19 protein-coding genes are annotated in these 21,566 nt (G+C 68.8%); 16 read left to right on the top strand and 3 right to left on the bottom strand.

Annotation, left to right across the window (positions count from 1 at the left end; genetic code table 11):
• Positions 1–6: 6 nt before the first annotated feature.
• Genes SNE35_RS14460 through SNE35_RS14490 form a run of 7 tightly spaced genes read left to right on the top strand, consistent with a single transcriptional unit; the run spans position 7 to position 7,825 of the window.
• Entirely contained in the window at positions 7–825 is an 819-nt protein-coding gene (locus SNE35_RS14460) for an aldose 1-epimerase (protein WP_320423614.1), read from the top strand.
• Positions 822–1,685, top strand: a complete 864-nt coding sequence (locus SNE35_RS14465; protein ID WP_320423615.1) for an SMP-30/gluconolactonase/LRE family protein — start codon at positions 822–824, stop codon at positions 1,683–1,685. The genes SNE35_RS14460 and SNE35_RS14465 overlap by 4 nt, the downstream gene beginning before the upstream one ends.
• 7 nt (positions 1,686–1,692) lie before the next feature.
• Positions 1,693–2,478 (top strand): SDR family NAD(P)-dependent oxidoreductase, encoded by a 786-nt coding sequence (locus tag SNE35_RS14470; RefSeq protein ID WP_320423616.1) that lies wholly within the window; start codon positions 1,693–1,695, stop codon positions 2,476–2,478.
• Between the two features lie 4 nt (positions 2,479–2,482).
• A complete protein-coding gene (locus SNE35_RS14475) occupies positions 2,483–4,114 on the top strand; it encodes a glycerol-3-phosphate dehydrogenase/oxidase (protein ID WP_320423617.1) in 1,632 nt (543 codons plus the stop codon).
• Positions 4,111–5,589: an NAD-dependent succinate-semialdehyde dehydrogenase gene (locus tag SNE35_RS14480; RefSeq protein ID WP_320423618.1), complete on the top strand. Its 1,479-nt coding sequence runs from the start codon at positions 4,111–4,113 to the stop codon at positions 5,587–5,589. Before SNE35_RS14475 ends, SNE35_RS14480 begins: the two co-directional genes overlap by 4 nt.
• On the top strand, positions 5,586–7,067 hold the full coding sequence (gene glpK, locus SNE35_RS14485) for a glycerol kinase GlpK (RefSeq protein ID WP_320423619.1): 1,482 nt from the start codon (positions 5,586–5,588) through the stop codon (positions 7,065–7,067). Before SNE35_RS14480 ends, glpK begins: the two co-directional genes overlap by 4 nt.
• Complete coding sequence (locus tag SNE35_RS14490; protein ID WP_320423620.1) at positions 7,064–7,825, top strand: sulfite exporter TauE/SafE family protein; 762 nt, start codon at positions 7,064–7,066, stop codon at positions 7,823–7,825. Before glpK ends, SNE35_RS14490 begins: the two co-directional genes overlap by 4 nt.
• Before the next feature lie 5 nt (positions 7,826–7,830).
• Here SNE35_RS14490 and SNE35_RS14495 read toward each other — a convergent pair whose 3' ends face one another.
• Entirely contained in the window at positions 7,831–8,565 is a 735-nt protein-coding gene (locus SNE35_RS14495) for an SDR family oxidoreductase (RefSeq protein WP_320423621.1), read from the bottom strand.
• 61 nt (positions 8,566–8,626) lie between these two features.
• On the opposite strand from SNE35_RS14495, the gene SNE35_RS14500 reads away from it, so the two are divergent.
• A complete protein-coding gene (locus SNE35_RS14500; protein WP_320423622.1) occupies positions 8,627–9,022 on the top strand; it encodes a c-type cytochrome in 396 nt (131 codons plus the stop codon).
• A 12-nt stretch (positions 9,023–9,034) separates the two neighbouring features.
• Here SNE35_RS14500 and SNE35_RS14505 read toward each other — a convergent pair whose 3' ends face one another.
• A complete protein-coding gene (locus SNE35_RS14505; RefSeq protein WP_431312751.1) occupies positions 9,035–9,925 on the bottom strand; it encodes a LysR family transcriptional regulator in 891 nt (296 codons plus the stop codon).
• Between the two features lie 88 nt (positions 9,926–10,013).
• On the opposite strand from SNE35_RS14505, the gene SNE35_RS14510 reads away from it, so the two are divergent.
• From SNE35_RS14510 to nadC, 3 genes are all read left to right on the top strand, one after another.
• Complete coding sequence (locus SNE35_RS14510) at positions 10,014–11,060, top strand: YeiH family protein (protein ID WP_320423624.1); 1,047 nt, start codon at positions 10,014–10,016, stop codon at positions 11,058–11,060.
• A gap of 18 nt (positions 11,061–11,078) precedes the next feature.
• Positions 11,079–12,014, top strand: coding sequence for an MBL fold metallo-hydrolase (locus tag SNE35_RS14515; RefSeq protein ID WP_320423625.1), 936 nt, complete (start codon positions 11,079–11,081; stop codon positions 12,012–12,014).
• Between the two features lie 64 nt (positions 12,015–12,078).
• Positions 12,079–12,936, top strand: coding sequence for a carboxylating nicotinate-nucleotide diphosphorylase (gene nadC / locus SNE35_RS14520; protein WP_320423626.1), 858 nt, complete (start codon positions 12,079–12,081; stop codon positions 12,934–12,936).
• Positions 12,937–12,962: 26 nt separating this feature from the next.
• Here the strand turns inward: nadC and SNE35_RS14525 are convergent, their stop codons facing one another.
• Complete coding sequence (locus tag SNE35_RS14525) at positions 12,963–13,637, bottom strand: glutathione S-transferase (RefSeq protein WP_320423627.1); 675 nt, start codon at positions 13,635–13,637, stop codon at positions 12,963–12,965.
• A 227-nt stretch (positions 13,638–13,864) separates the two neighbouring features.
• On the opposite strand from SNE35_RS14525, the gene SNE35_RS14530 reads away from it, so the two are divergent.
• The 5 genes from SNE35_RS14530 (at position 13,865) to SNE35_RS14550 (ending at position 21,554) form a co-directional block, all read left to right on the top strand.
• On the top strand, positions 13,865–14,605 hold the full coding sequence (locus tag SNE35_RS14530) for a transporter (RefSeq protein ID WP_320423628.1): 741 nt from the start codon (positions 13,865–13,867) through the stop codon (positions 14,603–14,605).
• A 16-nt stretch (positions 14,606–14,621) separates the two neighbouring features.
• A complete protein-coding gene (locus SNE35_RS14535) occupies positions 14,622–16,163 on the top strand; it encodes a methyl-accepting chemotaxis protein (protein WP_320423629.1) in 1,542 nt (513 codons plus the stop codon).
• Positions 16,164–16,369: 206 nt separating this feature from the next.
• Positions 16,370–16,993, top strand: coding sequence for a hypothetical protein (locus SNE35_RS14540; protein WP_320423630.1), 624 nt, complete (start codon positions 16,370–16,372; stop codon positions 16,991–16,993).
• Positions 16,994–17,400: 407 nt separating this feature from the next.
• Positions 17,401–18,756, top strand: a complete 1,356-nt coding sequence (locus SNE35_RS14545; protein WP_320423631.1) for an ATP-binding protein — start codon at positions 17,401–17,403, stop codon at positions 18,754–18,756.
• 41 nt (positions 18,757–18,797) lie between these two features.
• Complete coding sequence (locus tag SNE35_RS14550) at positions 18,798–21,554, top strand: ATP-binding protein (protein ID WP_320423632.1); 2,757 nt, start codon at positions 18,798–18,800, stop codon at positions 21,552–21,554.
• Positions 21,555–21,566 lie beyond the last annotated feature (12 nt).

The raw sequence follows: 21,566 nt of genomic DNA on the forward strand, positions 1-21,566 counted from the left end.
GCGGGCATGGAAGCGATCGAACTGAAAGCCGGCGAGCTGCGCATGACGCTGCAGCCCGCGCTCGGCGGCAGCATCGGCGGGCTCTGGCGAGCCGGACTGCCGGTGCTGACGACCGGCCCGCGCGGCTCGGCCTGCTTCCCGCTCGTGCCCTACTCGAACCGGCTCGGCGACCGGCGTTTCCGCTGGCAGGGCGTGGACCACACGACCGCGCCGAACTTCGACGGCAGCCCGCATTCGCTGCACGGCGTCGGCTGGCTGCGCGAGTGGTCGGTCACCGCCATCGATGAAGACGCCGCGACGCTGTCCTACATCCACCGGCCCGACGAGCACTGGCCCTTCGCCTTCGTCGCCGAGCAGCGCTTCGAGCTAAGCGCCGGCGCGCTGGCGATGACGCTGCGGCTGACCAACACCGACCACCGCGAACAGCCGGCCGGCCTCGGCTGGCACCCCTACTTCCCCCGCCGCGAACGCAGCCACCTGCGGATGAGTTTGGCCGAGCGCTGGGAGGCCGATGCGCGGCAGATCCCCACGCACCCCGTCGCGCTCGACGGCATGGACGCCGCCGTGGCCGAGCTGGCCTGGGACCACTGCTTCACCGGCTGGCGGGGCGCGGCGCTGATCGAGGACGAGTGCATGCGCCTGCGGCTCACCTCCACGCTCGGCCGCGCCGTCGTCTTCACGCCGCCCGGCCGCGACTTCTTCTGCGTGGAGCCGGTCAGCCATCTCAACGACGCGATCCACCAGGCGGACCCGCTCGCCCACGGCCTGGTCGCGCTGGCGCCCGGTGCCTCGCTGGCAGCTTCGATGAGGCTCGACATCGCATGAACGCACTTCCCGTCCCCAGTTGCATCGTCGGCGAATCGCCGCTGTGGCATCCCGCCGAGCAGGCGCTCTACTGGTGCGACATCGTCGGCCGCCGGCTGCATCGCTTCGACCCGGCCACGCAGGCGCACCGCCAGTGGGACTTCGACAGCGATGTCGCCTGCTGCGCACCGCGCGCGGAAGGCGGCCTAATGCTGGCTCGCCGCGACGGGCTGTGGACCTTCGACCTGGCCACCGGCTCCGCCTCGAAGCTCGCCGAGCCGCCCTACGACCCGGCCGTCGAGCGCTTCAACGACGGCAAGGCCGGCCCCGACGGCGCCTTCTGGGTCGGCACGATCTACGAGCCGCGCGACAAGCCGGCGGCATCGCTGTATCGCTGGCACGGCGGCGTGCTCGAACGCGTCGCCGGCGAGGTCACCGTTAGCAACGGCCTGGCCTGGAGCCCGGACGGCGCGACGATGTACTGGTCCGACACCTGGGGCCACACGATCTACGCCGTGCAGGGCGGCGAGCGCCGCGTCTTCAAGACCTTCCCGCGCCGCGAGCCCGGTGCATCGCTGGACAGCTACGGCGGCCGGCCCGACGGCGCCGCGATGGATGCCGAAGGCTGCCTGTGGGTCGCGATGTTCGAGGGCGCGCGCCTGCTGCGCCTGTCGCCCACCGGTGAGATCCTGCGCACGATCGAACTGCCCCTGCGCTGCCCGACGATGCCCTGCTTCGGCGGCGCCGATCTGCGCACGCTCTACATCACCAGCGCCAGCGAGAAGCGCCCGCCCGAGGAGCTGGCCGCGATGCCGCTCTCCGGCCGCGTGCTCGCGCTGCGCGTCGACATTCCGGGCCTGCCCGCCCATTTCGTGAAGTGACTTCACCATGAACATGACAACGATCTATCCCTCGCTGAAGGACCGCACCGTCTTCATCTCCGGCGGCAGCTCCGGCATCGGCGCCGAGCTGGTGCGCAGCTTCGCCGCCCAAGGCGCGCGCGTGGCCTTCTGCGGCCTGAGCGCCGATGGTGGGCCCGCCGTGGTCGAGCAGGTCGTCGCGGCCGGCCACCCGGCGCCCTACTTCGAGCCCTGCGACGTGCGCGACGTGGCCGCCTACCAGGCGCTGCTGGGCCGCGTCGGCGAGAAGCTCGGCCCGGTCCGCGTGCTGGTCAACAACGCCGGCCGCGACGACCGCCATGCGATGGAAGACGTCACCTCCGAGTACTGGGACGACCGCGTGGCGCTGAACCTGAAGCACTACTTCTTCGCCATCCAGGCGGTGGCGCCCGGCATGGCGGCGGCCGGCGGAGGCTCGATCATCAACATGGGTTCGGTCTCATGGATGCGCGGCCGGCCCAACCTGGTGGGCTACACCACGGCCAAGGCCGGCATCCTGGGCCTCACCCGCACGCTGGCGCGCGAGCTGGGCGCACGCAACATCCGCGTCAACGCGGTCGTGCCCGGTGCCATCGTCACCGAGCGGCAGACCACGCTGCACCGCGACCCGGTGGCCGACCAGCAGTTCCTCGACGCCCAGTGCCTGAAGATCCGCCTCGACCCGGGCCACGTCGCGCGGCCCACGCTCTTCCTCGCCGCCGACGACAGCGACGGCATGACCGGCCAGCACGTGCTGGTGGACGCCGGCATCGCGCAGCAATCGGTGGTCAGCTGAAGCCATGACCGCAAGCATCGACCGCGCGGCCCAACTGGCCCGGCTGCGCGAGGAACGGACCTGGGACCTCGTCGTCATCGGCGGCGGCGCCACGGGACTCGGCGTGGCGCTGGACGCCGCGGCGCGCGGCTTCGCCGTTGCGCTGGTGGAGGCCGAGGATTTCGCCAAGGGCACGTCCTCACGCGCCACCAAGCTGGTCCATGGCGGCGTGCGCTATCTCGCCCAGGGCAATGTCTCGCTGGTGCGCGAGGCGCTGCACGAGCGGGCCACCTTGCTGGCCAACGCGCCGCACCTGGCACAGCCCTTGGCCTTCGTGCTGCCGGCCTATCGCTGGTGGGAACCGGCCTTCTACGGCATCGGCCTGAAGCTGTACGACGCGCTGGCCGGTCGCCGCGGCCTCGGCGCGACGCAGCTGCTGTCCAAGGCCAAGGCGCTGGCACGACTGCCAACCTTGCGCCAGCCGCGGCTCGCAGGCGGCGTGCGCTACTGGGACGGCCAGTTCGACGACGCGCGCCTGGCCGTGACGATCGCGCGCACCGCCGTCGCCCAGGGTGCGGTGGTGCTGAACCACTGCCCGGCCACCGGGCTGCTGCGCGAGGACGGCAAGATCCGCGGCGTGATGGCGCGCGATGCCGAGACCGGCGAGACCTTCACGCTGCGCAGCCATGCGGTCGTCAACGCGGCCGGCGTCTGGGTCGATGCGGTGCGCGACATGGACCGCGAGCCCGGCGCGGCCGCCCGTCCGCCGATGGTGGCGCCGAGCCAGGGCGTCCACGTCGTCGTCGACCGCGCCTTCCTGCCCGGCAGCGACGCGCTGATCGTGCCGAAGACTGCCGATGGCCGCGTGCTGTTCGCCGTGCCCTGGCTGGGCAAGACACTGCTGGGTACGACCGACGCACCGCGCAGCGACCTGCCGCGCGAACCGATGGCCACCGAGGAAGAGATCGGCTTCATCCTCGCCGAGGCCGGCCGCTATCTCGCCCGCGCGCCGCGCCGCGAGGACGTGCTGTCGGTCTGGGCCGGCCTGCGCCCGCTGGTCAAGCCCAGCGACGAAGACGGCGGCACAACCAAGAAGATCTCGCGCGAGCACACGGTGCTCGTCGGCCGCTCGGGGCTGGTCACGGTCACCGGCGGCAAATGGACCACCTACCGCGCGATGGCCGAAGACGTGATGGCGCGCTGCTTCGATGCCGGCCTGCTGCCGCGCCGCGGCGGGGCCGACGCCACGTCCGCGCTGCGCCTGGCCGGCGCGCCCGAGCGCGCCGCCGGCACGCTGGACCTGCCACCGGGCGAACACCTCTACGGCACCGATGCCGCCACGCTGCGCGCACTGCCCGGCGCCGGCCGCTGGCTCTGGCGTGATGAAAGTGGTGGACGTACGGGAGGCCTCAGCGAAGCGATGCTGCGCTTCGCCGTGCGCCACGAGATGGCCCGCACCGTCGAAGACCTGCTGGCCCGCCGCAGCCGCCTGCTGTTCCTCGACGCCGCCCGCGCCGGCGCGCTGGCCCGCCCGGTCGCCGCGCTGCTGGCCGAGGAACTGGGTCGCCCGGTGCCCGAGGCCGAGATCCGGGCCTTCGAGGCCCTGGCCCGCCGCTATCGCGGCCTTCCCCCATCGAACGAATTGAAAGCCGCATGAGCACTGCACCTTCACCTCTCGACCGTCTCGCCCGCCCCGAACTGCTGCGCACCGATGCCCTGATCGGCGATGCCTGGGTCACGGGCAACGCACGCTTCGACGTCACCGACCCGACGACCGGCGCCGTGCTGGCAAACGTCGCCAATCTCGGCGCCGCCGAGACCGAGGCCGCCATCGCCGCGGCGAACAACGCCGGCAAGGCCTGGCGCGCCACGCCCGCGAAGCAGCGCGCCGCCGTGATGCTGAAGTGGTTCCAGCTGCTGAACGCACATGCCGATGACCTGGCCACGATCATGTCCGCCGAGCAGGGCAAGCCGCTGGCCGAGGCGCGCGGCGAGGTCGGCTTCGGCGCCAGCTTCATCGAATGGTTCGCCGAGGAAGGCCGCCGCGTCTACGGCGAGACGATTCCGACCACCGACAAGGACAAGCGCTACCTGGTGCTGCGCGAGCCGGTGGGCGTCTGCGCGGCGATCACGCCCTGGAACTTCCCGATCGCGATGATCACGCGCAAGGTCGCGCCCGCCATCGCGGCCGGCTGCACGGTCGTCGTCAAGCCGGCCGAGCAGACGCCGCTGAGCGCGCTGGCCGTGGCCGCGCTGGCCCGCGAGGCCGGACTGCCGCCAGGCGTGTTGAATGTCGTTACCGGCGACGGGCCGCAGTCGATCTCGATCGGCAAGACCTTGTGCGAGAGCGATGTGGTGCGACACCTGTCCTTCACCGGCTCGACCGAGGTCGGCCGCATCCTGATGCGCCAGTGCGCGCCGACGATCAAGAAGCTGTCGCTGGAACTCGGCGGCAATGCCCCGTTCATCGTGTTCGACGACGCCGACCTCGACGCCGCCGCCGAGGGTGCGCTGATCAGCAAGTACCGCAATGCCGGCCAGACCTGCGTCTGCGCGAACCGGCTCTACGTGCAATCCGGCGTGTACGACGCCTTCGTCGCCAAGCTGGCCGAAAAGGTCCGCGCGATCAAGGTGGGCAACCCCTTCGAGGCCGGCACGACGCAGGGGCCGATGATCGACGAGGACGCGATCCTGAAGATCGAGCGCCATGTGGCCGACGCGCAGGCCAAGGGCGCGCGACTGGTCGAAGGCGGCCACCGCATCGACGACCGCTTCTACGCGCCGACGCTGCTGGCCGATGCTACGCCCGACATGCTCTGCGCCCGCGAGGAGACCTTCGGCCCGATGGCGCCGGTGTTCCGCTTCGAGACCGAGGAAGAAGCCATCCGCCTGGCCAACGACACCGAGTTCGGTCTGGCCAGCTATTTCTACAGCCGCGATGTGGGCCGGATCTTCCGCGTCGGCGAGGCGCTGGAGTACGGCATGGTGGGCGTCAACACCGGCCTGATCTCGACGGCCGAGGTGCCGTTTGGCGGCGTCAAGCAGTCGGGTCTCGGCCGCGAGGGTTCGCGCCACGGCATCGAGGACTATGTGGAGGTGAAGTACCTCTGCCTGGCGGGTGTCACATCGTGAGCCGTGGCCTGCTGCTGGCGCTGGACCAGGGCACGTCCAGCTCGCGCAGCATCGTGTTCGACCATGAGGCCCGCATCGTCGCGATGGCGCAGCGCGAGCTGCCGCAGCACTATCCGCAGGCCGGCTGGGTCGAGCACGATCCGCGTCGCATCTGGGCCGACCAGTTGACCACCGCCCGCGAGGCGCTGGACCGTGCCGGCGCCACGCCGGCCGACATCGCCTCCATCGGCATCACCAACCAGCGCGAGACCACGCTGCTGTGGAACCGCCGCACCGGCGAGCCGCTGCATAACGCCATCGTCTGGCAGGACCGGCGCGCCGAGCCGATCTGCGCGCGGTTGCGCGAACGCGGGCTCGAGGCGCTCGTGCTGCAGCGCACCGGCCTGCGCATCGACGCCTATTTCTCCGGCCCCAAGCTGCGCTGGCTGCTGGACCACGTGCCCGGCGCGCAGGCCGCCGCAGAGCGTGGCGAGCTGGCCTTCGGCACGGTGGACAGCTGGCTGCTGTGGCAACTGACCGAGGGCCGCGTCCACGCCACCGACGTCAGCAATGCTTCGCGCACGATGCTGTTCGACATCGCCCGCCAGCGCTGGGACGAGGAGCTGCTCGACGCGCTGGGCATCCCGCGTTCGCTGCTGCCCGCCGTCCATCCGTCCAGCCATGTCTTCGGCGAGACGACGCTGCTGGGCGGGCGCTCGATACCGATCGGCGGCATGGCGGGCGACCAGCAGAGCGCGCTGTTCGGCCAGGCCTGCTTCGAGCCGGGCCTGGCGAAGAACACCTACGGCACCGGCTGCTTCATGCTGATGCATACCGGCGAGGCCTTCCGCCCATCGGAGAACGGCCTGCTGGCGAGCAACGCCGCTCAGCCCTCGGCCACGCCGCAGTTCGCGCTGGAAGGCAGCGTCTTCGTCGGCGGCGCGGTCGTGCAGTGGCTGCGCGACGGCCTCGGCATCATCAGCAGCAGCGGCGACGTGCAGGCGCTCGCGGCCAGCGTGCCCGACAGCGGCGGCGTGATGCTGGTGCCGGCTTTCACCGGCCTCGGCGCGCCCTACTGGCAGGCCGAGGCGCGCGGCAGCATCGTGGGCCTCACCCGCGGCACGACGGCGGCGCACATCGCCCGCGCTGCCGTCGAGGCCATCGCCTTCCAGAGCGCCGCGCTGCTGCAGGCGATGAGCCGTGACGCGCAGCCGATCCACGAACTGCGCGTGGACGGCGGTGCCTCGGTGAACGACCTGCTGATGCAGGTGCAGGCCGACCTGCTGGGCATCCCGGTCGTGCGGCCGGAGAGCATCGAGACGACGGCGCTCGGCGCCGCCTTCCTGGCCGGCCTGTCCTGCGGCGTCTACCGCGGCACCGCCGAGCTGGCCGCGCTGTGGCGGCCCGGCCAGCGCTTCGAGCCGAGCATCGATGCCGACGAGCGTGCAGCCCGCATGGCGCAGTGGGAGCGCGCGGTGCGCCAGACAATCGCGCCATGAGCCTCCATGAGCTTGGCATCTACGGCGGTTTCATCGCCTGCGTGGCGCTGGCCACCTGCATCCAGAACCTGACGGGCTTCGCCTTCAGCCTGGTGCTGCTGGGCCTGGTGGCACTGTTCGACCTGGTGCCCGTGATCGACGCGGCCAATGCCGCCACCGTGCTGACCCTGGTCAACGCCGCATCCTTCTTCCGCATGAACCGGCTGCAGCCCGAGTGGCGGGTGATCAAGCCCTCGCTGCTGCCCAGCCTCGTGGGCGTGGCGATCGGCGTGGCGCTGCTGGCCTGGCTCAGCGGCAACGCGGTGCAGGTGTTGCGCGGCCTGCTGGGCCTGGCGATCGTCGGCTGCGCCGTGCTGCTGATGCTCGATGCGAAGCCGCGCCGCAGCGTCTCCGGCGCTCCGGCCTTCGCGGCCGTCGGCCTGGCATCGGGCCTGATGGGCGGACTGTTCTCCAGCGCCGGCCCGCCGATGGTCTATCACATGTACCGCCAGCCGCTGCCGCGCGAGTTGGTCAAGCAGTGCCTGATCCTGATGTTCGCGATCAACCAGGTGCTGCGGCTGCTGCTGGTGCTGCTGTCCGGCCACTTCTCCTGGAAGTCGGCGCTGCTGAGCGCCGGCGCGCTACCGGTCGTGCATGGCGTGGGCTGGCTGCAGCACCGCTACATGCCGCCCGTCAGCGCCGCGGCGGTGCGGCGCGTGGTCTGCGTGCTGCTGCTGCTGTCGGGCGGATCGCTGCTGCTGTCCTTCCTGCGCGCCTGAGGCTCTCAGAATTCCTGCACCGTCGGCCGGAACACCACCTCGTTGACGTCCACCTCGGGCGGCTGCTCCAGCGCATAGACGAGCGCGCGGGCAAACACGTCCGAGGAGATCGCATTCGAGTAGGTCTTCTTCACGCCTTCGAGCACGTCGGGCTCGGTGATGTGATCGATCAGCTCGGTGTCCAGCGCGCCGGGCGAGATCACCGTGGTGCGGATGTTGTGGGGCTTCACCTCCAGCCGCAGGCCTTCGGAGAGCGCGCGCACGGCGTGCTTGGTCGCCGCGTAGACGGTGGCGCCGCCCCGCACCTTCAGCCCCGCGACGGAGGCGACGTTGACGATGTGGCCGGACTTCTGCGCCTGCATCGTCGGCAGCACCGCGGCGATGCCGTAGAGCACGCCCTTGATGTTGACGTCGATCATCTGGTCCCAGTCGGCGATCTTCAGCCGCTCCAGCGGCGAGTGCGGCATCAGGCCGGCGTTGTTGACCATCACGTCGATGCGGCCGAAGCGCGCCAGCGCCGCGTCGGCCAGCGCCTGGACCTGGGCCGCGTCGGTGACGTCGGTGGCCTGCACGACCACGTCGCCACCCAGCTCCTGGGCCAGCGCATGCAGGCGGTCGATGCGACGCGCGCCGAGCGCGAGCTTGGCGCCCTTCTCCGCCAGCAGCCGCGCGGCGGCTTCGCCGAGGCCGCTGCTGGCGCCGGTGATGACGATGACTTTGTTCGTGATGCCTGTGGACATGAATGAGTGCTCCAGAGCGATTGGGAATGCGGGCATTCTGCTCGCTGGACAATGCCGAACGATGAACGTGAGAACACGATGCCTGGCGCTGGCCTGGATGAGCTTGATCATGGGCCACGCCCGCGCCGCCGATTCGGCCGCGGACATCGCCGCCGGCAAGGTGGCATTCGCGGCCTGCGCCTCCTGCCATCAGGTCGGGCCGCAGGCGCGGGGCGGCTTCGGGCCGCAACTGAACGGCATCCTGGGCAGGAAGGCCGGGTCTTCGCCCGACTACAGATACTCGGCGGCGATGGCGAGTTCGAAGCTCGTCTGGACCGAGGCCTCGCTCACCGCCTTCATCCTCGACCCGGGCAAGACCGTGCCGGGTACGAAGATGCGCTTCTTCAGCCTCGGCTACGACGAGAAGCGGATCGCCCAGCTGATCGCCTACCTGCGAACGCAGCCGCCCGCGAACTGAACCAACGGAGCATCAAGCCGGCTGGCAATGCGCGCTGAAGCGCTGCAGGCTGGCCGAGAACTGCTTCTGCCGGTGATGGATCAGGTAGAAGCGCCGGCTCAGGCGCGGCAAGGTGGTGCCCACCACCGTCAGCCGCTGCAAGGTCAGCAGGTCTTCCACCGCGCAGCGTGACAGGCAGGTGAGCCCCAGCCCCTGCGCGGCGGCCTGCTTGATCGCCTCGGTGCTGCCGAGCTGCATCGGCTGCACCCACTGGTGAAGGTGCGGCAGCAGGGCATGCTCGACCGCCTCGCGCGTGCCGGAGCCCGGCTCCCGCAGCAGCCAGCGCTGCTGCCTCAAGGCCTTCAGGCCGACCCGCGCGCCTGGGCTTCCCTGCACGAGCGGGTGCGAGGGTGCACAGACGATGACCATCTCGTCCTCGAGCCAGGGCTGCGCGATGACCTCGGGCTCGTGGCAGGGGCCTTCGATGAAGCCCATGTCCACCTCCAGCCGCGCCACGGCCGACGCCACCTCGCTGGTGTTGCCAATGGTCAGGTCGATGGTGGTGCCCGGCGCGCCGTTCATGTAGCTCGCCACCAGCGCCGGCAGCAGGTAGTTGCCGATCGTCGTGCTGGCGCCGATGCGCAGCTGCATGGCAATGCCCTGGCCGGCCCCGAACTGGTCCTCGATGCCCTGCGCGCCGTCCAGCAGCGCACGCGCCTGCGGCAGCAAGGCGCGGCCCGTGTCGTTGAGCACCAGGCGCTTGCCGACTCGATCGAAGAGCCGTGCGCCCAGCAGCGCCTCCAGTTCGTTCAGCGCGCCGCTGGTGGCGGACTGGGACAGCGCGACCTGCAGCCCCGCGGCCGTCGTGCTGCCGGTCTCGGCCACCGCTGCGAAGATCTGCAGCTGGCGCAAGGTGAGTCGCATGCGGAAAGTCATGTTTACCTGAATTGCCGGTAGGTTATACAGAAATTATCCGTTTGTCTGATTGATTGGAGAAGGCCAAAGTGTGGCCATGCGCTCCTCCAATCCCATCTCCGCCACCCAGCAGTTCATCCTGCCCGCCGCCGGCCTGCTGCCCGGCCTGGCCCTCACCGGCGCCCTGGCCTGCGCCGCCATCGAACTGGGCCGGAACCCATGGCTGCAGGCCCACGGCATCGGCGCGCTGACGGTGGCCATCGCGCTCGGCATGCTCGTCGGCAATACCGTCTACGGTCGCTTCGCCGCGGCGAGCGCCCAGGGCGTGGCGTTCTCGAAGCAGAACCTGCTGCGCCTGGGCGTGGTCCTGTACGGGCTGCGGCTGAGCTTCCGGGACATCGCCCAGGTCGGTTTCGGCGGCGTGCTGATCGACGCCACCGTGGTGTGCAGCACGCTCGCGCTCGCATGGTTCGCCGGCACGCGCCTGTTCGGGCTGGACCGCAAGACCGTGCTGCTGATCGGCGTGGGCAGTTCCTTTTGCGGCGCAGCCGCGGTGATGGCGACGGAGCCGGTGGTGCGCGGCCGGCCCGAGCAGGTGACCGTCGCCGTCTCGACCGTGGTCGTGTTCGGCACCTTGGCGATCTTCCTCTACCCGCTGCTCTACCCATGGCTCGCGATCACGCCGCATGCCTACGGCCTGTTCGCCGGATCGACCATCCATGAGGTCGCGCAGGTGGTCGCCGCCGGCAATGCCGTGGGCAGCGATGCAGGCAATACCGCCGTCATCGCGAAGATGGTGCGGGTGATGATGCTGGCGCCCTTCCTGGTCGCCTTGTCCGCCGGCATGTCCCGCGTGCGGGGCAACACGGGCCCCAGCCGCATCACCATGCCCTGGTTCGCCTTCGGCTTCATCGCCGTGGCGGGGCTCAACTCGCTGGCCCTGCTCCCGAAGCCGGCGATCGCCATCGCCACGGATATCGACAACGCGATGCTCGCCATGGCCATGGCCGCGCTCGGCCTGACAACCCACTTCTCCGCGATCCGCCAGGCCGGCCTCAAGCCGCTGGCCCTGGCCGGCCTGCTGTTCGCCTGGCTGATCGCCGGCGGCCTGGCGATCAATGCCTGCATCGACGCCTTGTTTTGAAACTCCGAAAGAACGGAAATGACCACACGCCCCAGAACCCAATGGATCCTGTCGCTCGCCCTCCTGGCGGCACCGCTGCTCGCTTCGGCGCAGGATGACTACTTTCACACCGGCGCCGGCGCGCGTTATCTGCGCCGTGCCGATGCGGACATCGTCGCCACCCCGCTGCGAGGCGGCATCACGGTGCTGACGGGATCCGGCGGCAACATCACCGTGTTCTCGGGCCAGGAGGGCAAGTTCCTGGTCGATGCGGGCATCAGCAAGTCGCAGGACAAGCTGCAGGCGGCACTCGGCAAGCTCGGTGCGGCGCAGGTGAAGTACGTGGTCGACACCCATTGGCACTGGGACCACACCGACGGCAATGCCTGGCTGCACGAGGCCGGCGCCACGATCGTGGCGCACCGGAATACCGCCAAGCACCTGACCGAGACCACCCATGTCGACGCGTGGAACTGGACCTTCGATCCCGTGCCGCCGGCTGCACGCCCTACCCTGCTCGTCGACAGCGAGAAGATCTTCGACTTCGCGGGCAGCCGCATCGAGGTGGAGAACTTCGGGGGCGGCCATACCGACGGAGACCTGTGGGTCTACTTCAAGGACGCGGATGTGCTGGCCCTGGGCGACACCTTCTGGAACGGCATCTATCCGTACATCGACAACGAGGACGGCGGCAGCATCGACAGCGCGATCCGCTGGGCCGAGAAGGCCGTTGCCCGCAGCACCGAGCACACGATCGTGGTGCCCGGTCACGGCGCGGTGGGCACGCGGGCCCAGTTGATCGAGTTCCGCGACATGCTGGTCACGGTGCGCGACAAGGTCGCGACCCTGAAGCAGCAGGGCAAGTCGCTCGACGAGATCATTGCCGCCAAGCCCACGGCTGCCTTCGATGCCAAGTGGGGCAACTTCGTGTTCAACGGCGATCAGTTCACGAGGATGGTCTACGTCGGGCTTTAGCGAGTCATCGCGCAGCTACTAGACTCTGCGCAATAAAGCTGCGAACCCCTCTTAAAGCGCGCCCATGTCTTTCACCCTCCCCGGCTTCGACCTCACTGCCTTTGTCACCGCCACGCTATCTGAAGACCTCGGCATTGGCCTTCCCGGTGGCGGGCGCGACATCACCTCGGAGAGCGTCATCCCGGCGGATGCGCGCTTTGCCGGGGTGATGGACAGCCGCGAAGCGATCACCGTCGCAGGGCTGCCATTGGCGGCCGTGTTCTTTCGCCATCTCGACCCGGCGTGCGAGATCGAACTGCTCGTGCAGGATGGCCAGAGCGTCACTCCCGGGACCGTGCTGATTCGGCTCGCCGGCAACGCCCGTGCCCTGCTCACCGCCGAGCGCAGTGCGCTCAACACCGTCCAGCACCTCTCCGGCATCGCGACGATGACGCGCGCCTATGTCGAGGCGATGCACGGCCACGCCACGCTGCTCGACACCCGCAAGACCATTCCCGGCCTGCGCGCGCTGGAGAAATACGCGACGAAGATGGGCGGCGCGACCAACTACCGCATGGGCCTCTGGGACGCGGTGATGATCAAGGACAACCACGTCGCCGTGGCGGGCGGCGTCGGACCGGCGGTGGCGCGGGCCAAGGCGGCGGGCGTCGAGCGGATCATCTGCGAGGTCGACCGGATCGACCAGATCGAGCCGGCGATCCTGGCCGGCGCCACGCAAATCCTGCTCGACAACATGACGCCAGCGATGCTGGCCGAGGCCGTGGCGCTGGTGGCGGGCCGGGCGGCAACCGAGGCCAGCGGCGGCGTGCGGCTCGACAACATCGGCGCGGTTGCTGCGAGCGGCGTGGATTACGTCTCCGTCGGGCGGCTGATGCAAAGCGCGCCCGCGGCGGATATCGGGCTGGATTTCGAACTGGTGTGACGAATCTGTGCTGGGCGACGCTTCGTTCAGAAAGTCGTTTCGGTATCGCCCGGTTGCCACGGGGTGAACTTCGTCATCACCGCGTCGAACAGCTCGGAGGACACGATACGGTTCAGCCAGGCGCGCAGCGACTCGAACGGCGCGCTCTCGAACCAGCCTGGCTCGACCGCCGCGAACTGCCGTATGAATGGCGCGATGGCCATGTCAGCCAGCGAGGGCGTGTCACGCAGCAGAAAAGGACGATCCGCCAGACGCGCGTTCAACGGCGCAAGCATCAGTTCGGCCGCTTCGTCGCGCCAGGCGCTTGCCGGGCGTTCAGGATGGCGGGGCGCGTACTTGTAGCGGTCGAGCGCCTGCTTGAAGGGCCCGTCGTTGAGATCGATCAACGCGAGCACCTCCTCCTGCTCTTGCAGACGAAGCCATCCTTGCGGGTCATGCTGCTCAAGCGCCCAGCGCATGATGTCCAGGCTCTGCTCCAGCACGCGGCCGTCGGGCAGTTGCAGAACGGGCACCGTCGCCTTGCTCGATGCCTGCAGCAGCGCGGCAGGCTTGTCGCGCAGCACCACCTCACGCAAAGCCACCCGCACGCCCGACACCTTGATGGCAAGCCTGGCACGGATAGCGTAGGGGCAGCGGCGAAACGAGTAGAGGACCGGCAAGCCGCTCGGGGTGGAACTGGAAAGCATGGGCAGGATTTTCAACGAGCTGGTCGTTGTCGATTCCGTAGTGGGCTCGGGACCGCGGCTCGTTTGCCAAGAACTTCGGTGTGAGGCCTTCTGCCATCCCGACTCCGCGGCGCGCGACATTTCCAGCGTTTCTTCTGAATCGGACCCAAGCTCGCCCGGCGACTTGCTAGCATCCCGCATCTCGTGGGGGGACTCTCATGCCGATGTTTCGCGTTCTGCGGTCGCTCTGTCCCGGACTCTGCTTGCTGTATGCCTTCTGCTCTCACGCGGACGAAGGCATCGTCACGGACCGACCGGACTTCGTCGAGTCCAGTGATGTCGTCGGCAAGGGCCGATTCCAGCTCGAGACCAGCGTCTCCGCCGAGCGCAGCAAGGTCGATGGCCTTCATGTACGAAGCATCTCGACGCCCACGCTGCTGAGATTGGGCGTCGGCGACACCCTGGAGCTGCGCATGGAAACCGACGGCTGGATGCGCGAGACCAGCAGCGGCGTCAGCGAACATGGCATGAACGACATCTCCGTTGGCACGAAGTGGCATGTGCTGGACGGCGATGAGTCCAGCAATCGCCCCTCGGTGGCCTGGCTCCTGCATTTCGACCTGGCGACCGGATCGCGCGCATTCAGAGGCCAGGGCACACGCCCCTCGCTGCGGTTGACAGCCGAATGGGATCTACCGGACGGCTACGGGCTGGGTGTCATGACCGGTGCCTACCGCGAACGCAACGATGCCGGGCGCAGCTTCACCGGCGGCATCTTGGCCGCCACCTTCGGCAAATCCTTCACCGAGAAGTTGCACGGCTTCGTGGAACTGGCGGGCCAGCAGATCACCTCGGCCCGCAATGGCGGCAGCGTCGTGACCTTCGACACGGGCGCCAGCTACCTGTTGAGCGAGTCGGTTCAAGTGGACAGCGCACTCTTCTTCGGCTTGAACAAGACCAGTCCCGACGTCGGATGGACGATCGGCATTTCCGCCAAATTCTGAGCCAGGGCTTCACCCCATGAATCTCTTCAAGACGATCAAGCAACGCATGCTTGCCTTGAGCCTGCTGAGCCTGGCCTTTGTGTTGGCCGTAGGCGCAGTGGGCTACTTCGCGATCAACCGCCTTGCTGCCACCAACGAGGCGCTGAACCTTTCCGGCTCGGCACTGAAGGCGCAGATGGCGGCAGACCAGATACACGACGCATTGCGGGGCGACGTGCTGAGCGCCCTGCTGGCGGCCACGCAGGAGCGCAAGGACGAGCGAGCGGCGATCCAACAGGAGTTGGACGCGCATGTGAAGGAATTCCGCGCGCAGATCGGTGAGCTCAAAGCCATGCCGCTGGGCGAGACCATCAAGACCAGCATCGCCAACGCCGAGGAGCCCTTGAACGGCTACATCGCCAGCGCCAGCGAAGTCGTCCGCCTGGCCTTCAGCGACCCGGCCGCCGCGCAGGCTCGAATGGCCTCGTTCAACAACGCCTTCAAGACCCTGGAAACGCAGATGGCCGCAATGAGCGACCTGATCGAATCGCAGGCCAAGGAGGTGCAGAGCCAGGGCGCGAAGACCGAGAGCCGAGCGCGCACGACACTGCTGGGCGCCGCGGGGGTCATTGCCGCGATCCTGGTCGGGGTCAACGCTGTCGTCGGCCGCGGCATCACCGTGCCGCTTTCGCGCGCGGTGGCGGTGACCGAGGTCGTGGCCTCGGGCGATTTGAGCACCCACATCGAAAGCGGCGGCGCAGACGAGACCGGGCAGCTCTTCAGCGCCCTGCACCGAATGAACCAGGACCTGGGCCACATCGTCAGGCAGGTGCGCGAGAGCGCGAATGCCATCGCCGACGGCTCCTCCGAAATCGCAAGCGGTAGCCTCAACCTCAGCCAGCGTACCGAGGAACAGGCCAGCAGTCTGGAGCAGACCGCTGCCTCGATGGAGCAGTTGACCGCGACGGTGCGGAACAACGCCGACACCTCTCGCCGTGCGGCAGCGCTTGCGGGCAATGCCGCGGCGGTGGCGGCGCAAGGCGGCTCGGCAGTCGACAAGGTCGTGCAGACCATGGCCGACATCTCGGCCAGCGCACGCAAGATCTCGGACATCATCGGGGTGATTGATGGCATTGCCTTTCAGACCAACATCCTTGCCCTGAACGCTGCGGTGGAAGCGGCTCGGGCCGGCGAGCAAGGCCGGGGCTTCGCTGTCGTCGCCGCCGAAGTGCGCACGCTGGCCCAACGCAGCGCCAGTGCCGCGCGGGAGATCAAGGTTCTGATCGGCGACAGCGTCGGCAAGGTCGAGGCGGGCAGCAGCCAGGTCGACGTCGCCGGCGCCACGATTGCCGACCTCGTTTCCGAGGTGAACAAGGTCAGCGCGTTGATCAACGAGATCAACACGGCCAGCCAGGAGCAAAGCCAAGGCATCGGCCAAGTCGGCCAGGCGATGTCGCAGCTTGACCAGATGACCCAGCAGAACGCCGCGCTAGTGGAAGAGTCCGCCGCCGCTGCAGAAAGCCTGAAGGACCAGGCGGCGAGACTGGCTTCCGTCGTCGGACAGTTCAAGCTGGGCTGAGCAGCGGCCGACCTGTCGCTCAGCACCGCAGCCAGTCGAGTTAGTCCACTACCTGGATCGCTGCAATTCGGCTGGGGCACACGGCTAGCTGCTAACTGTCGCGGCCGATGGCTTCCGGATAGGCTCTCAGTGCACACACCAAGGCCAAAATGACAATCCAATCTCCAAACGTAGCCCCAGGATCAACAGATCGACTGGCGGGTCGGTTGGCGATCATCAGCGGCGCCTTCGGACTCGCGGCGTTCGCATGCCTGATCGTGTTCCTGGTGATGAGACCGTCAGACCAGCGGATCGCGCAGATTTTGCTCAGAGGCCATGACGTCGGAGTCATTGTCCAATGTCTCTGCTTAATCCCGTTCGCGCTTGCGCTCGCCGCCATCGTTCGCAGGCATTCGCACGGCTCAAGTCGAGTGATGGCTGCCACGGCCGTTAGCTTTCTTGCCCTGGTCGTTGTCCTCATGCTGCTGAGCTTCGCCAACGTCGCCGCGGACGTGCTGTACATGATCCCGCAGGGCGCTGTTGGAGCGTGGCTCATCGTCGTCTGCTGGAAGTTCGCCACTGATCTGCCGAAGGGCCTGCGAAGGCTGGGCATCGTGGCAGGCGTCGGTCTCATGTTGATCAGCATTTTTCCCCTCGGCTACGCTCTGTTCGTCGATTCGGCGATCCTTCACGGCCCCATTTCGGACGACGATCCCGCTCCGCCTGGGACTGAGACAGCAGACGGAATCGTCCACGCCGCGCTCGCGATTGGCACTTTGATCGGTTGCACGGCGTATCCGATCTGGACCGCCCTGGCCGGTCGCTGGCTCCTCTTACGCGGAGGTAAGTGACCATCGAAGGGTGCTCCGATCTGCACTCTCTATCGGCCATCTCCAGACGTCGGCGACCGACAGCAATGCCCGTCATCACCCGCCGCCGACTGCAGTGCTAGCCAGATGAGCTATCGGTCCGGATGGATCATCCAAAGCTCAACGACATGCGGGCTCGACTTGAGAGCAAGCGAGTCGAGCAGGCGCTCCCTGCTGAGATGGAATTGGGTGTCGACTCGAAGACCAAGCCGACCGCCCACCCGGGACGCCCTCGGGCTCGACTTTCCCGCGCGATGCGATGCGACGCCCCACGTCACACCGGTACGCTTCTTGCTCCAGATCGCGTCGACTCTTCATCGACGGCCCCACGGCCCGGCCCACCAACATGTCGGATCCCGAGCGATACAGCGGCGTCCGCGGCAGGACAAATGATCGACGTCTCCATCACCTTTGGACCATTCGAGCTCCTTCCCTCAAGGCGAAGGCTTCTGAAAGAGGGGGTCATCCTGCCAGTGGGCAGCCGTGCGTTCGACATCCTCCTGGCCCTGGTCGAGCAGCCCGGCCATCCGATCAGCTCGGCCGACCTGATCGCCCGGGTCTGGAAGCACAGCGTGGTGCATCCGGGTGCGTTGCGGGTCCACGTCGCCGCGCTGCGCAAGACGCTTCAGGACGATCGCCGGCGGCCCTGCTACATCCTGACGACGCCCTCCAAGGGCTACCGATTCGCCGCACCCGTGCGCAGCAGCCTGCTGCCCCAGGCTTTTGCCGCCGGCCAGCCACATGCCGACCGCGAGGCCCACGGCGCAGGATCCGACACCGACCGAGCAGGACTGCTCGGACGCGCCACCGTGCTCGCCGAATTGCAGACGCTCGTTCGCCGACACCGCTGCGTCACGGTTACCGGCCCGGGCGGGGTCGGCAAGAGCACCGTGGTGCGCGCAATGATCCAGAGCACCCGCGATCAGGGCCGGGCGCCTCGGGTCGTCGACCTGGCGTCCGTCGAACGCCCCGACGACGTGCCCCACGCCATCACCGAGGCGTGCGGGCTGCAGGTGGCGGGGTTCGATGGCGTCGCGGCACTCGTGGAGCAACTGCGCGACGCGGAGTTCGTCCTTGTCCTCGACAATTGCGAGCACGTGATCGATGCGGCGGCGCAGTGCGCGGAGCGGATCCTCGCCGGCGCCGCGCGCATTCAGGTCGTCGCGACGAGCCGCGAGCCGCTGCGCATCGCCGGCGAATGGGTGCATCGGCTGGCAGGCCTGACCGCACCCGGAGAGGATGATCCGCCAGGCTTGGCGTTGGCCATGGCGTTCGACGCGGTCCGGCTGTTCATCGAGCAGGCGCGCGAGACCGACGCCCGCTTTGCACCCGATCTCGCCGAGCTGGGATCCATCTGCAGCCTCTGCCGTCGCCTCGAAGGAAACCCCCTGGCCATTCGCCTGGCCGCGGCGAGCCTGCGCGACCAGCCGCTCGCGCGCATCGAGGCCAACCTGCATCACATGCTGCGCGAATCGCTGGATCGGGATCTCGCGCTGCTCACCGCCACGACACGCGGCGTCCTGGGCTGCCTGTCCGGGATCGATGGAACGTTCGACCTGGCGGCAGCGCGGCGCGCCTGCCAGCATCTCTTTCCCGACGCTGCCGACGAGGCTAGTGTTTTGGCGGATGGACACCTCTACACCTTGGCCTCAAAGTCGATCCTGGTGGCAGTGCCCGGCACAGAGTCGCCACGCTACCGGCTCGAGGAGGTGGTGCGCACGCATGCTTCGCTTCGGTTTCCATAGTTCGGCGGACCGACTGGATCCGAAGAGCAGAACTTCATGACATGTCCAGCACCCTACTGAGATTCGATGCTTTCGAACTCCACGACGAGCCACTAAGCTTATTCAAGGACGGCGCGCCCTGCGCCCTCGGAAACAAGGCACTGCGCATCCTGCGCGTGCTGGCCGAGGCCGCCGGATGCCTGGTGAGCCACGAGGACCTGCTGCGAAAGGTCTGGCCAGCCGGCGACGTCGGGAAGGGCAATCTGCGGGTGCACGTCCACGCGCTGCAGAAGACCCTCGGACTCGCCGCCGATGGCCGCCCGCGCATCATCAACCAGCCGGGCCAGGGTTATCGGTTCGTCCAGGACGTCGTGTCCTCGGACGTTCCGCCCCCGCAGGCGGCCACCGCACCGGCGGCCCGGGGCGCAAGGAGGTCGCAGCTGCCGGCGCGCGTGACCCGGCTCGTCGCACGCGGCAAGACCATCGACTCGATGGTCGACGCCTTCGCCTCGGCACGCGCTCTGGTCATCTCCGGTGCGGGCGGCACAGGAAAGACGTCGATCGCCGTGGCGCTGGCCGAGCGCCTGGCGCCCGACTTCCGGGACGGGGTCTGCCTCGTCGACGTGTCTGGAGCGGACGACGGTCGTGGACTCGCGCGCGCGGTGGCCGCCGCGCTGGGCCTGCCCAGCGCCGGAGACAACGCCGAACCCCAGCTCCTCGACGCGCTGCAGCCCTTGCAGCTCCTGCTCCTGCTCGACAACTGCGAGCATCTGGCCCTGGAGGTGGCGCGCCTTGGCGATCTGCTGCTGGCCACGTGCGCCGGTGTCAGGCTGCTCGTCACGAGCCGGTGCGGTGTCCGCGTCCACGGCGCGCGTGGGTGGCGCCTGGCGCCGCTGGAGCTTCCCCGCTCGGACGTGATGGCGCCGACGCCCGCCGAGGCGCTTTCCAGTCCCGCAGTACAGCTCTTCATCGAGCGGGCCCTGGACTCGCTCCCGCCGGGCCAGTGGCAGCCGCAGTTCCTTGGCGAGATAGTCGACGTCTGCCGTCGGCTCGACGGCCTCCCGCTGGCCATCGAGCTCGCGGCGACCTATGCGCGGACCCTCGGATTCGCAGCCCTACGAGATGGGCCGCACGATCGCATCCTGCGCCTGCCCCTGGGCCCCCGCACCAACGCACGCCACACATCGCTGGGCGCACTGCTGGATCGCGGCTGGGGCCTTCTGCGCAGCCAGGCCACCGAACTGCTGGCGCGACTGGCCGTCTTCGAGGGCTTGTTCGACCTCGAGGGCGTGGCCGCCCTCGCCCGCCCACTCGACCTGGCCCTGGGCGACACGGTGGCGCTGCTGGAGGAATTGGTGGACGGCTCGTGGATCGTCGCCGAGCGGCAGCACGCCCCGTGGCAGTACCGGATGCTGAGGACCACGCGCCTGCATGCGTTGACCCGACTGCGGGCGCATGGCACCGAACTGCGGGCGCGGCGCGACCACGCGATCCATCTGTGCTCGCGGCTGCAGGCTTGCGAGTCCAACTCGGCGCTGCCGGAGGACGCCACGCCGTCCTGGGCGATCCAGGCGGTCGCCATCGATGATGTCCGCGCGGCGCTCGACTGGTTTACCAACCAACCGGGCGACAGCGCTCTGGTCGCCGAGCTCACCATCGCCTCCGCACCGCTGTGGTCGGGCGCGGCGCGGCTGGGTCAGTTCGCCGCACGCGTAGAGTCGGCCCTGCGGCGGCTCGCGGATGAGGGACTGGCGGGCGGCGAGCAGGAGATGAAGCTGCGGATGCTCAAGGCCGCGCTCGAGTTCAACGTCGTCGCGACCAGCCCCGAGCGGACGTGGGCGCTGCGTCGAGCGCTATTCATCGCTCGCGAACGCGGTGCGCGCGGCGTCGAGATGACTGCGCTCTGGAACATGATGCGCGTCGAGAACATCCTGGGCAACTACGACGCAATGACCGGCTACATCGACCAGATCGTCGCCCTCGCCGATACCAATGACGAATTCGAGACCGCCCTGATCTTCCGACTGAGGGCACTCGCCGAGTCGCGCTGCGGGCGGCTGAGGCAGTCGTTGATGTTCGGCAAGGAGGCCATCCGGTACGCGCGCGCGCAGGCAAGCATCCACCGCGCGCGCCTCGGCTACAACCCGCACGCCGCGACGATGGCCAATCAGGCGCTGACGCTGTTCGTCTGCGGGCGGATCGCCGAATCGCGCGATGCGCTCGACGCCGCGCTGGCCGGCCTGTCGTCGATGCGCAACCCCGCTAGCCTGTGCTACGTCCTGGCCGACAACGCCGTCCCCCTCGCCGTCTGGGCAGGAGACCTGGCCCTGGCCCGGTCACGCATCGAGCGCCTGGCCGAGACGGCCCATGAGCACGGGTTCCCGTTCTACAGCGATCTGGCGCAGGCCCACGCCCTGGCCCTGCAGGTGCGCCAGGATCCCTCCCCCGCGATGCTGGCGCGGGCGCGCTCGGCGTTCGCCCGTCAGCACCAGTTCCACAAGGAGTTGCTCATCACGATCGCACCCGATCTGGTGGACGCCGTGTCGGTCGATCGCGCCCGCCGCGGCCGATCGGGCTGGAGCAGTGCGGAGATCCTCCGGGCGGCAGCCCTGCATCCGGTGGCGGCCGGCCTCCCGGCGACGCCCGCCATCCGCCGGGCACTGCTGTCCGAAGCCGCCTCTACGGCCGCGAGACAGGGCGCGGCGACCTGGGAGATCCTGGTGCGACAAGCGTCGCTGCCGCTCGATGCCGACGCGATGCCCAGGGGGGTCGGCGCGGCGGCGCTCGAGCTCCGCGTTCCCAAGGACGCGCGGCACTGAGGTGCCGGTTGC

The sequence above is a fragment of the Roseateles agri genome (assembly GCF_034043675.1).
GTDB lineage: Bacteria > Pseudomonadota > Gammaproteobacteria > Burkholderiales > Burkholderiaceae_C > KK5.